Source organism: Amycolatopsis thermophila, assembly GCF_030814215.1.
GTDB lineage: Bacteria > Actinomycetota > Actinomycetes > Mycobacteriales > Pseudonocardiaceae > Amycolatopsis_E > Amycolatopsis_E thermophila.
Window position 1 is genome coordinate 2,811,999 of the sequence record NZ_JAUSUT010000001.1, and the last position, 12,007, is coordinate 2,824,005.

The 12,007-nt window shown below is 72.5% G+C and carries 10 protein-coding genes; 2 read left to right on the top strand and 8 right to left on the bottom strand.

All coding sequences use genetic code 11. The features are described 5' to 3' along the window. Positions 1-49 precede the first annotated feature (49 nt). From rlmB to FB470_RS14035, 6 genes are all read right to left on the bottom strand, one after another. Positions 50-1,006: a 23S rRNA (guanosine(2251)-2'-O)-methyltransferase RlmB gene (gene rlmB / locus FB470_RS14010; protein WP_306991757.1), complete on the bottom strand. Its 957-nt coding sequence runs from the start codon at positions 1,004-1,006 to the stop codon at positions 50-52. Further along, positions 1,007-2,398 carry a cysteine--tRNA ligase gene (gene cysS, locus FB470_RS14015; RefSeq protein ID WP_306991759.1) on the bottom strand — a complete coding sequence of 464 codons (1,392 nt, stop codon included), beginning with the start codon at positions 2,396-2,398 and terminating at the stop codon, positions 1,007-1,009. Positions 2,399-2,429: 31 nt separating this feature from the next. Beyond that, the gene (locus FB470_RS14020; protein WP_306991762.1) at positions 2,430-3,116 is read right to left on the bottom strand and encodes an HAD family hydrolase; all 687 of its coding nucleotides are present in this window, start codon (positions 3,114-3,116) and stop codon (positions 2,430-2,432) included. Between the two features lie 41 nt (positions 3,117-3,157). Beyond that, positions 3,158-3,625, bottom strand: a complete 468-nt coding sequence (ispF, locus tag FB470_RS14025; protein WP_306991766.1) for a 2-C-methyl-D-erythritol 2,4-cyclodiphosphate synthase — start codon at positions 3,623-3,625, stop codon at positions 3,158-3,160. Then, positions 3,622-4,251 (bottom strand): IspD/TarI family cytidylyltransferase, encoded by a 630-nt coding sequence (locus FB470_RS14030; RefSeq protein ID WP_306991769.1) that lies wholly within the window; start codon positions 4,249-4,251, stop codon positions 3,622-3,624. Before FB470_RS14030 ends, ispF begins: the two co-directional genes overlap by 4 nt. A 75-nt stretch (positions 4,252-4,326) precedes the next feature. Further along, a complete protein-coding gene (locus FB470_RS14035; protein ID WP_020417039.1) occupies positions 4,327-4,818 on the bottom strand; it encodes a CarD family transcriptional regulator in 492 nt (163 codons plus the stop codon). Positions 4,819-5,086: 268 nt separating this feature from the next. Here FB470_RS14035 and FB470_RS14040 point away from each other — a divergent pair, with 268 nt between their 5' ends. Next, on the top strand, positions 5,087-5,704 hold the full coding sequence (locus FB470_RS14040; RefSeq protein ID WP_306991774.1) for a copper chaperone PCu(A)C: 618 nt from the start codon (positions 5,087-5,089) through the stop codon (positions 5,702-5,704). Between the two features lie 33 nt (positions 5,705-5,737). Continuing rightward, the gene (gene radA / locus FB470_RS14045) at positions 5,738-7,096 is read left to right on the top strand and encodes a DNA repair protein RadA (protein WP_306991778.1); all 1,359 of its coding nucleotides are present in this window, start codon (positions 5,738-5,740) and stop codon (positions 7,094-7,096) included. Between the two features lie 848 nt (positions 7,097-7,944). Here radA and otsB read toward each other — a convergent pair. Then, entirely contained in the window at positions 7,945-10,473 is a 2,529-nt protein-coding gene (gene otsB, locus FB470_RS14050) for a trehalose-phosphatase (protein WP_442320132.1), read from the bottom strand. Positions 10,474-10,521: 48 nt separating this feature from the next. After that, complete coding sequence (locus tag FB470_RS14055; protein ID WP_306991783.1) at positions 10,522-11,964, bottom strand: alpha,alpha-trehalose-phosphate synthase (UDP-forming); 1,443 nt, start codon at positions 11,962-11,964, stop codon at positions 10,522-10,524. Positions 11,965-12,007: the final 43 nt, after the last annotated feature.

The window sequence follows — 12,007 nt, forward strand, 5'->3', positions numbered from 1 at the left end:
CCGATACCTCCGAGCGCGATGCTGCCGCGCGAGGCGATGACCTGGAGGCTCAGATGCGGCCCGCGACGCGGCGGCGCCGCGCGACTTCGGCCAGCAGCACCGCGGCCGCGACGGAGGCGTTCAGCGACTCGACCCCCGCGGCCATCGGGATGGACACCGTCTCGTCGCAGGTTTCGCGCACCAGCCGCGACAGGCCGCGGCCCTCGGAGCCCACCACGATCACCAGCGGGTCCGTCGCCAGCGACAGGTCGTCGATGCCCACCGACCCGTCCGCGTCGAGCCCGGCGATCATCAGGCCCTCCTCCGCCCACAGCTTCAGCTGCCGCGTCAGGTTGGTCGCGATCGCGATCGGCATCTTCGCCGCGGTGCCGGCACTGGTCCGCCACGCCACGGCCGTGACGCCCGCGCTGCGGCGCGCCGGCAGCAGCACCCCGTGCGCCCCGAACGCCGCCGCGGACCGCACGACGGCACCGAGGTTCCGCGGGTCCGTCACGCCGTCCAGCGCGACCAGCAGCGGCGGCTCACCGGAGTTCTTCGCGATGGCCAGCAGGTCGTCGGGGTGGCTGTACTCGAACGGCGGCACCTGCAGCCCGAGCCCCTGGTGCACCGCGCGGTTGGTCTTGCGGTCCAGCTCCTCGCGCGGGATCTCCAGGATCGAGATGCCCTTGTCCGCCGCCAGCCGCACCGCCTCGGTGACCCGGTCGTCCGCGTCGATGTTCAACGCCACGAACAACGTCGTGCCCGGCACACCCGCCCGCAGGGCCTCGACCACCGGGTTGCGGCCCGCGATGATCTCCGGACCTTCGCGACGGTCGCGGGCCTTCTCGGCGCGCGCGGCGGCCGCGGCGGCCTTGCGCTGCGCCGGGTGCCCGGGACGCATCTCCGCCCGCGGGGTCGGCCCCTTGCCCTCGAGACCACGGCGACGCTGGCCGCCGGAACCGACGACCGCGCCCTTCTTGGTGCCGGACTTGCGAACCGCACCCCGGCGCTTGGAATTGCCTGCCATTTAAGCTTCTTTCACGGTCCACACCGGACCATCGGGAGTGTCTTCGACCGTGATCCCCGCCTTGAGCAGGCGGTCGCGCACGGCATCGGCCCGGGCGAAGTCACGCGCGGCGCGCGCCTCCTGGCGCTCCACGAGCATCGCCTCGACCAGGTCCGCCAGTGCGGCCCTCGCCGGCGTCTCCGCCGCCGAGCTCTCCGCCCATTCGGGTGCCAGCGGGTCCAGCCCGAGCACACCCATCATCGCGCGCACCGAGCCGGCGGCCGCGCGCGCCTTGGCGTCATCGCCGGAGTCCAGCGCCGCGTTACCCTCGCGCACCAGGTTGTGCACGGCCGCGACCGCCGCCGGGGTGGACAGGTCGTCGTCCATCGCGCTGACGAACTCGGGCGCCAGTTCGCCGGGCTCGACCGTGCCGGTCCGCTGCGCCGCGCGGCGCAGGAACCCCTCGATCCGCCGGTAGCCCTGCGCGGCTTCGGACAGCGCCCCGTCGGAGTACTCGATCGTGGACCGGTAGTGCGGCTGCACCAGGTAGTAGCGCAGCTCGGCGGCCCGGTAGTTCCGCAGCATGGCCTCGATCGACACCACGTTGCCCAGCGACTTCGACATCTTCTCGCCGGACAACGTCACCCACGCGTTGTGCAGCCAGAACCGTGCGAACGGATCACCGGCCGCGTTCGACTGGGCGCGCTCGTTCTCGTGGTGCGGGAACACCAGGTCGACGCCGCCGCCGTGGATGTCGAACTCGGCGCCCAGGTAGGTGGTCGCCATCGCCGAGCACTCCAGGTGCCAGCCCGGCCGCCCATTGCCCCACGGTGTGGGCCACGACGGCTCGCCCGGCTTCGCGCTCTTCCACAGCGTGAAGTCCCGCGGGTCGCGCTTGCCCTCGGCCAGCGTCTCGCCCTGCTGCACCTCGTCCAGCTTCTGCCGGGACAGCGCGCCGTAGCCGGGGAAGGTCGACACTGCGAAGTAGACGTCCCCGCCCGCCGCGTAGGCGTGGCCGGCGTCGATCAGGCGCTGCATCAGCTCGACCATCTGCGTGACGTGCCCGGTCGCGCGGGGCGCGATGGACGGCGGCAGGCAGCCGAGGACCGCGTAGGCCTCCTCGAACGCCCGCTCGTGCGTCGCCGCCCACTCCCACCACGGCCGTCCGGCGTCGGCGGCCTTGGCGAGGATCTTGTCGTCGATGTCGGTGACGTTGCGCACGAACCGCACGTCGAGTCCACTGTGGATCAGCCAGCGACGCAGGACGTCGTAGTTCAGGGCGCCGCGGACGTGCCCGATGTGCGGGATGCCCTGGACGGTGGCACCACACACGTACATGGACGCCGTTCCGCTACGGGCGGGGTGGAACTCCCGCACGTTCCTGGTCGCGGTGTCGTATAGGTGTAGGGCCACCCTGAAATGGTACGGGTCACCTTGACGCCGGTCAGAGCACCCCGTGCGTGCGCAGCGCCGTGAGCAGGCCGTCCGGGCGCTCGGCGGTCGGCAGCGGGTCGACGAGGGCGAACTCGCACCCGAGCGCTTTCGCCCCGCCGTCGGCCTCTTCGCTGTCGCCGACCATCAGGGTGTTCTCCGGCGCCACGCCCAGCCGGTCGACGAGCAGCCGGAAGATCTCCGGCTGCGGCTTGATGAACCCCTCCTCGAAGGAGAGCAGGAAGGCGTCGACGAACTCGGCGTAGCCGCGCATGGCGAACGCGGGCCGGATGTCGAAGGCGATGTTGCTCAGCACGCCGACCTTGACGCCCTTGGCGGCGGTGTCCTTCAGCGCGGCCTCGGTGTCCGGGTAGGGCGTCCACTCCGCGGGATCGATCAGGCGGGAGTACAGCGCCTCGGCCTGGTCGGCGTGCGCGACGCCGGACTTGCGCAGCACCTCGAGGTAGATCTTGCGGTGCAGGGCCGGGTCGAGGTCCCGGTTCTCCCACGCGTACTGGTACTCCTCGGACAACTCGACGACCTGCCCGGTCGGGGCGGTCATGCGGCGCATCAGCTCGGTCTGCGCCTCGACGTCGAGCGGGGCGCCGTCGGGGGTCGTGAGATCGGAGAGCCAGCTGGAGTTCTGCTCCAGCCGGAACAGCGTGCCGGAAAAGTCGAACATCACCGCCTGAATCGTCACAGATGACAGGCTACCTGGGACGACGTGCGGGGAGCTGTGACTTAGTCCGCCGCCAGCAGCAGCGCGGTGGCGACCGCGGCGATGCCTTCGCCGCGGCCGGTGAGGCCCAGCCCGTCGGTGGTGGTGCCGCTCACGCTGACCGCGCCGCCCGCGGCCTTGCTCAGCACGTCCTGGGCCTCTTCGCGGCGCTTGCCGATGCGTGGCGCGTTGCCGATGACCTGCACCGACGCGTTCCCCAGCCGCCAGCCCGCGGCTTCGACGAGCCGGCGGGCCTCGGCCACGAACTCCGTGCCGTGCGCGCCCGCCCAGCGCGGGTCGCTGATGCCGAACACCGCGCCCAGGTCACCGAGCCCGGCCGCGGACAGCATCGCGTCGCACAGCGCGTGCGCGGCCACGTCACCGTCGGAGTGGCCGGCGCAACCGGAGACGCCCTCCCACAGCAGCCCGGCGATCCAGCACTCGCGGCCCGCCTCGATCGGATGGACGTCGACCCCGGTCCCGACCCTCAACCCTGCTCCTCGAGTAGTGATTCCGCCACGGCCGTGTCGAAGGCCGTGGTGAGCCGGAGCGCGGTGGGGTGCCCGGCCACGGTCCGCACCGTACCGGGCAGGTCGGACAGGGGGTCGGCGCCGTGCGCGCACAGCTTTTCCAGCACGTCGGGGCGGTAGCCGACGGGCGTCTGCACCACCTGCAGCCGATCCCGGTCCGTGGTGCCGGTGATCACGTCGCCGGAAACGAGTTTGATGGTGTCGGTCACGGGTAGCACCGGGACGATCGCCTCTGCCCCGGCGAACACGGCCTCGGCCACCGCGCGGACGGTGGCGCGCGGCACGAACGGACGTGCGACGTCGTGCACCAGGACGACGTCGGCGGGCGTGGCGGCCTCGACGGCCCGCCGGAGGTCCCCGGCACGATCGGGACCACAAGCCAGTACCCGGCACCGGGAACCGGCGCTGGGTACCGACCTGACGATGTGTTCACAATCCCCGCACAGGGGCTGGGGGACCGCCGTCACCAGGCGGTCCGCGGCCTCGAGCAGGCCGTGTACGGCGTGCCACAGAAGCGGCGCACCGTGCACGGACGCGCGCGGGTCCGGCCCCTTGGGGTCGGCGATGAGGAGCCCAACCACCTTCATCGCCGGGTACTCACTTCGCGGGACGAGCTGTGTCTCCGGAGACGAGTGCACATCTCGCGAGGTCAGCCTGGTGTTCTAGACGGCCGCTGTTTCCAGCACCTCGTCGAGCAGGGTCTCCGCCTTGCCCTCGTCGGTGCCCTCCGCCAGGGCGAGCTCGCTGACCAGTATCTGCCGGGCCTTGGCCAGCATCCGCTTCTCGCCGGCGGACAGGCCGCGATCCTTCTCGCGCCGCCAGAGGTCGCGCACCACTTCGGCCACCTTGTTCACATCGCCCGAGGCGAGCTTCTCGAGGTTGGCCTTGTACCGACGAGACCAGTTCGTGGGCTCCTCGGTGTGCGGCGCTCGCAGCACGTCGAAGACCCGGTTCAGACCATCCTGGCCCACGACGTCCCGAACGCCGACGATCTCGGCGTTGTCTGCGGGCACGCGAACCGTGAGGTCCCCTTGCGCGACTTTGAGGACGAGGTACTGCTTCTCCTCGCCCTTGATCACGCGGGTCTCGATCGCTTCGATGAGTGCGGCACCGTGGTGCGGGTAGACGACGGTCTCTCCGACCTTGAAAACCATGTGTCCTCTGCCCCTTTCGCTGCGTCCATCTTAGCACGCGGCGAGGGGGCCCACCTAGCGGGCCGAGATCGTCGTCGCAGGTCAGGGGCCGTCCGGGGGGTTGACAAACCGACAAAGTGCATGCTCATGCAGGTGATGGGGAAGCCCGTCGACAATGCCGAATTGATCTATTGTGGACGGTTTCCGGTCCCCTGGGCGCACCCTCGGTGGCGGCGTTCCGGGCCATAGCTAGGATCAGGCCGGTAACGCTTGAGGAGGGACTGAGACCGTGAGGCTGCAGAAACGTCGTGTGGTCGGCGCGAGCGTGGTCGCCGTCGGTGCCGCCCTGGCTCTGGCCGGGTGCGGGGCCGGGCAGATCACCCAGACCAGCACCATGCTGCCCGCGGTCAACGGCGCCATGGCCCAGGCGGGCAAGCTCGTCCTGCGCGACGCCGCACTGGTGAACCGCAACGAGTGCGAGCAGGCCTACGCCACCGGGTCGAGCGCCCCGGTCGCCCTGGTGATCGCCAACGACGGCACCGCCGACGACGAGCTGGTCAGCGTGAGCAGCGCGAACGCCGCGAGCGCCACCGTCGAGGGCGACAAGGCCATCGTGGCGGGCAGCAAGCTCCTCGTCGGCCCGGCGGACGAGAGCGAGTCCGGCCAGCAGCCGCAGACCAGCCCCACCTCGCCGGCGACCGCGGGCCCGACCGGGCAGCCGGCGCGGATCGGGCACGCCAGCGTCGTGCTGCAGGGCCTCAAGCAGGTCGTGTGGCCGGGCCAGACGATCCCGGTGACCTTCACCTTCCGCAGCGCCGGCGCGGTGACCGTGGAGCTGCCGATCCAGGCGCCCACGGTCGAGCTGAACTGCCAGCCGACGGAGACCGCGGCGGCCGAGGGTCACTAGAACTGTCGGTGCTGCCCGCTAACGTGACCGACCATGGTCAAGAAGGGCACCAGCTACCGCTGCGGTGAGTGCGGGTACCAGGCTCCCAAGTGGGTCGGCCGATGCCCGGAATGCCAGGCCTGGGGCACCATCGAGGAGCGCGGTGACGCGCGCCCGGCGATCGCGCGGGTGGCGGCCGGCGCGCCCAGCGCCCCGGCGCGGCCCATCGGCCAGGTCGACATCGAGGCCGCGCGGGCCCGTAGCACCGGCGTCGGCGAGCTGGACCGCGTGCTCGGCGGCGGTCTCGTGCCGGGGGCGGTCGTGCTGCTGGCCGGCGAACCCGGTGTCGGCAAGTCGACCCTGCTGCTCGAGGTGGCCTACCAGTGGGCGCTCGGCGGGTCCGGGCCCGCGCTGTACGTCACCGGTGAGGAGTCCGCGGGCCAGGTGCGCCTGCGGGCCGAGCGGACGAAGAACGTCCACGAGCGCATGTTCCTGGCCGCGGAAAGCGATCTCTCGGCGATCCTCGGGCACGTCGACGCGGTCAAGCCCGGCGTGCTGATCGTCGACTCGGTGCAGACGATGGCGTCGCCGCAGGTGGAGGGCTCGCCGGGCAACGTCACCCAGGTCCGCGCCGTCACGTCCGGGCTCGTTGCGCTCGCCAAGGAGCGCGGGCTGCCCGTGGTGCTGGTGGGGCACGTCACGAAGGACGGCTCGGTCGCCGGGCCGCGCGTGCTCGAGCACCTCGTCGACGTCGTGCTGCACTTCGAGGGCGACCGGCACTCCACACTGCGGATGGTGCGTGGCGTGAAGAACCGGTTCGGGCCCGCGGACGAGATCGGGTGCTTCGAGCTGCGCGAGGACGGCATCGTCGGCGTGCCCGACCCGTCCGGGCTGTTCCTGAACCGGCGCGAGGACGCGGTGCCGGGCACCGCGGTGACGGTGACGGTCGAGGGCAAGCGGCCGCTGCTGTGCGAGGTGCAGGCGCTCGTGTCCAGTCCCGGTGCGCCGCAGCCCAGGAGGGCCGTGAGCGGGCTGGACTCCGCGCGGGTGGCGATGATCCTCGCCGTGCTGGAGAAGCGCGGAGGGATCAAGCTGGGCGACCGGGACGTGTACTCGGCGACGGTCGGTGGGATGAAGGTGACCGAGCCCGCGGTGGACCTCGCGGTGATCCTGGCGCTGTGGTCGTCGGTGCGGGACGTGGCGCTGTCACCCCGGCTGGTGGTCATCGGGGAGGTCGGGCTGGCCGGGGAGATCCGCCGGGTGTCCGGCGCCGGGCGGCGGCTGGCGGAGGCTGCTCGCCTGGGGTTCACGCACGCCCTGGTGCCGCCGGACCCGGGGAAGCTGCCGGACGGGATCCGGGTGCTGGAGGTGGATTCCGTGGCGGCCGCCCTGCACGCGGCGAATTACGCCTGACGGTGCTGTTGGCGGGCCTGGGCCGGGTGACTCGGCTGGGCCGGGCTGGGGCGGCGCGGCCACGGGCTGGGTCTGGGTGGGCGGAGGGCCAGGTGGCTCGGCTGTGCGGGTTGTCGGAGGCCGGGCTGCCCGGCTGTCGCGGGTTAGGCGGAGGAGTGGCTGCCCGGCCGCGCCTGGGTAGGCGCAGGTTCGGCGAGTGGGCTGGGCTGGGGAGGTCGGGGCCCGGTCGCGCCGGGTCGGCGAAGGGCGGGCCCGGCTGCGTGCGCTGGGTGCGGGGCCCGGCGAGTGGGCTCTGGCTGGGAGGCCGGGGCACGCGGCTGCGCCCGGGATGCGCGGCGGCCCGGCCACCGGGCCACGCCGGGTGAGTGCGGCGGCCCGGCCGCCCGCTGGGCTGGGTGAGCGGAGGGCCGGGTGACTCGGTGCCATGCGGAGGCGGAGGCCACGCGAGCCGCCTGGGCGGGTAGCCAGAGGCCGGGCCGCCCGGCTGCGCCCGGACTGGGTGGCGGCCCAGCCACCGGGCCACGCCGGGTGAGTGCGAGGCCCGGCGAGCGGGCTGGGTCGGGTGCGCGGAGGGCCAGGTGGCTCGGCTGTGCGGGTAGGCGGAGGAGAGCTGCCCGGCTGCGCCGGGGGCGGAGGGCAGGCGAGCGGCCTGGGGCGGTTAGCCGGAGGCCGGGCCGCCCGGCCGCGACCGGGGTACGCCGAGGCCTCGGAGGCCCGGCGACCGGGCCGAGCCTGGTCGGAGAGGGTCGCGCGGCGCGGCTGTGCCGGGGTGGAGCTACGCCGCCCGGACGGCGCGGCGAACGAAAAGCCCCCTCCGCCCGGGGCGGAGGGGGCCGTCGAAAAGCGCGTCAGGCGGACAGCAGCTTGGCGCACCGGATCAGGCCCAGGTGCGAGTACGCCTGCGGGTGGTTGCCCAGCGAGCGCTCGGCGACCGGGTCGTACTGCTCCGGCAGCAGGCCCGTCGGGCCGGCCGCGTCGACCAGCTGCTCGAACAGTTCCTCCGCCTCGGTGCGGCGCCCGGTCAGCAGATAGGCCTCGATCAGCCACGCGGCGCACAGGTGGAACCCGCCTTCGCCGCCCGGCAGGCCGTCGTCGCGGCGGTAGCGGTACACCGTGGACCCGCTGCGCAGCTCGGCCTCGATCGCGGTCACCGTCGACTGGAAACGCTCGTCCGACGGGTCGATCAGCCCGGCCAGCCCGACGAACAGCGACGCCGCATCCAGGTCCGTGCCGTCGTAGGCCGTGGTGAACGCCTGAACCTCGTCGTTCCAGCCGTGGCTCAGCACGTCGGCCGCGATCTCCTCGCGCAGTTCGTGCCAGCCGGCCGGGATCTCGCGCCCGTACACCTCACCGAGGCGGATCGCGCGGTCCACCGTCACCCAGCACATCACCCGCGAGTACACCCGGTGCCGCGGCACGTGCCGCTCTTCCCAGATGCCGTGGTCCGGCTCCGACCAGCGCCGCGTCACGGCCTCGGCCATCGCCCGCACCAGCTGCCAGTCCTCGTCCCGCAGCTCGCCGCGCACCTGCGCCAGCTCGGCCACCAGCTCGACCACCGGACCGAACACGTCCAGCTGCACCTGGTGGTTCGCCAGGTTGCCGACCCGCACCGGCCGCGAACCGGCGTACCCCGGCAGCGAGTCGATCACAGCCTCGGCGCCGAGCTGGGTGCCGTTGATCGTGTACAGCGGGTGCAGCCGCTCCGGGCCGGCCAGCGTCGACAGCACCCCGTGCAGCCACCGCAGGTACCCCTCTGCCTCGGTCACCGACCCCAGCCCGACCAGCTCACGCACGGTGAACGCCGCGTCGCGGATCCAGCAGTAGCGGTAGTCCCAGTTCCGCACGCCGCCGATCTCCTCCGGCAGCGACGTCGTGGCCGCCGCCAGCACCGCACCGGTGTCGGCGTTGCACAACCCGCGCAACGTCAACGCCGAGCGCGCCACCAGCTCCGGCTCCACGTTCGGCAGCTTCAGCGTGGTCGCCCAGTCGCTCCAGTACGCGCCCGCCCGGGCGCGGCGGTCCGCTTCGGACAGCTCGTGCGCGGTCAGGTCCGTCGTGCCGCACCGCAGCTCCAGCACCACCGGCGCGTCCTGCGCCGGCTGGACCAGCGCGGTCGCGGTGTCATGCAGCCCGTCGCTGGTGATCTCCCACGCCACCCCCGGCGAGCGCAGCACGATCGGCTCGGACGTGCCCAGCACGCGCAGACCGTCGGGGTCCGGCACCAGCCGCACCGGCACGCCGCCGAACTCCGGCCGCGGCGCGAACACCACGGACGCGGCGGCCGTGCCGGAGATGACCCGCACCAGGTCGGTGCGGTGCGGCGGGCACTCGGGCTCCAGGTAGTCGGTGACCAGCAGCCGCGACCAGCGGGTCTCCACCGTCATCGTGTTCGGCAGGTACCGCTGGCCCAGCGGCAGCCCGTTGTGATGCGGCTTGATCGAGAAGTGGCCGGCGCCGGTGCCGCCGAGCAGGTCGGCGAACACGGCCGGGGCGTCCGGGCCGGGGTGGCACATCCAGGTCAGCCGGGCGTCCGGGGTGACCAGGGCGACCGCGCGCTCGTTCGACAGCATCGACAGCCGCTCGATCGGCGGCGCCTGCTCGCCGTAGAGCCAGTTGCGCCGCTCCTCCAGCATGAACGCCAGCACGGTCGCGACGTCCTCGGTGCCCGGCACCGTGTACGTCGCGAGGGTCTCGCCCTCGCCGACCCGCACGCCGACGTCCGGGCCGGACAGCCGCGCGAACGCCTTCTCGTCGGTGACGTCGTCACCGAGGAAGATCGCCGCGGTGGCCCCGACCTGGTGGCGCAGGGTGTCCAGGGCGCGGCCCTTGTCGGTCTGCACGACCGCCAGCTCGACGACCTCCTTGCCGTCGGTCGTGGTCACACCTTCCCAGGTGCACGGTCCACTGTGGACCTCGTCGAGCACGCGGCGGGCCGCGTCGCGGTCGGCGCGGCGGACGTGCACGGCGATGCTGGCGGGCTTGACCTCGAGCGACACGCCCGGCACGTCGCCGGCGATGCGCTCGAGTTCCTGCTCGACCCGCCGGTGCAGGTCGCGCGCCTGGGCGTCGAGCTCGTGCACGAAGCCGATGTCGAACTCGGAACCGTGGCTGCCCACGAGGTGCACCTCGTGCGGCAGTCGCGACAGGATGGCGAGGTCGCGCAGCGCGCGGCCGGAGATGACCGCGGTGGTCGTCTCGTGCAGCCCGGCCAGCGAGCGCAGCGCGCCCACCGACTCGGGCAGCGGTCGCGCCTCGTCCGGGTTGGTCACGATCGGAGCCAAGGTCCCGTCGTAGTCGCATGCGACCAGCAATCGCGGCGTGCGAGCGATCTGCACGATCGCACGGCGCAGCTCAGCGGGCAGGGACTCGGCGGTCACCACTCCTCCTTAAGGAGCTCAAGAACATGTTGGGCGCAGGTTGGCCACTCAGGCGGCCGGTTCGGACCCGAGCGCCTCGAGGAACGACCGTGCCCACCTGTCGACGTCGTGGGTGAGGACCTGACGCCGCAACGCGCGCATCCGGCGTCTGCCCTCGGCAGGGTCGAGCGTAATGGCCGCCTCCAGCGCGTTCTTCACCCCGTCGAGATCGTGCGGGTTGACGAGAAAAGCGCTGGTCAGCTCGGCGGCGGCACCGGCGAACTCGGACAGCACCAGCGAGCCGCCGAGGTCGTGACGGCACGCGACGTACTCCTTGCAGACGAGATTCATCCCATCGCGTAACGGCGTGACCACCATGATGTCCGCCGCGCTGTAGAACGCGGCGAGCTCCCGCCGGTCCACCGACTGGTGCAGGTAGTGCACCACCGGGTGCCCGACGCGGGCGAACTCGCCGTTGATCCGGCCCACCATCTGCTCGATCTCGGTGCGCATCCGCTGGTAGTGCTCGACGCGCTCCCGGCTCGGGGTCGCCAGCTGGACGAAGGTGACGTCCTCGGGCTGGACACGACCCTCCTGGAGCAGTTCGTGCAGGGCCTGCAGGCGCAGGTCGATGCCCTTGGTGTAGTCCAGGCGGTCGACCCCGAGCAGGACGGTCTTCGGGTTGCCCAGGTCGCGGCGGATCTGGGCGGCCCGCTCCGCGACCTCCTTGGTGCGGGCGAGCGTGTCCAGGCCGGCGGCGTCGATCGAGATCGGGAACGCGCCGACCCGGACCGTGCGGTTGCCGACCTGCATCATGCCCGGCCGGGACCGCACGCCGACCGCGCCGCGGCTCGGCTCCAGGCCGAGCAGCGTGCGGGCCAGCCACAGGAAGTTCTGCGCGCCGCCGGGCCGGTGGAAGCCGACCAGGTCGGCGCCGATCAGGCCGCGCACGATCTCCGCCCGCCACGGCAGCTGCATGAACAGCTCGACCGGCGGGAACGGGATGTGCAGGAAGAAGCCGATGCGCAGGTCGGGCCGCAGCTCGCGGAGCATGCTCGGCACGAGCTGCAGCTGGTAGTCCTGCACCCAGACCGTGGCGCCCTCGGCCGAGACCTCCGCGCTGGCCTCGGCGAAGCGGCGGTTGACCTGGACGTAGCTCTCCCACCAGCCACGGTCGAACACCGGCGGCGCGACCACGTCGTGGTAGAGCGGCCACAGCGTGGCGTTGGAGAAGCCCTCGTAGTAGTCGCGGACCTCTTCGGTGGACAGGGAGACCGGGTAGAGCACCATGCCCTCGTCGCTGAACGGGTCGACGTCGACACCAGGCACCCCGGGCCACCCGACCCAAGCGCCCTTGCGGGAACGCAGGAACGGCTCCAGCGCCGACACCAGACCACCCGGGCTCGCGGTCCAGCGCTGGTTGCCGTCGGCCGTCCGCTCGAGGTCGACGGGCAGCCGGTTGGCGACCACGACGAAGTCCGCCGAAGCCGTGCCGATCCCTGCTTCGCTCACCTAGCTACGCTCCCTTGCTCGCCTGAACACTATCCCGCGACGG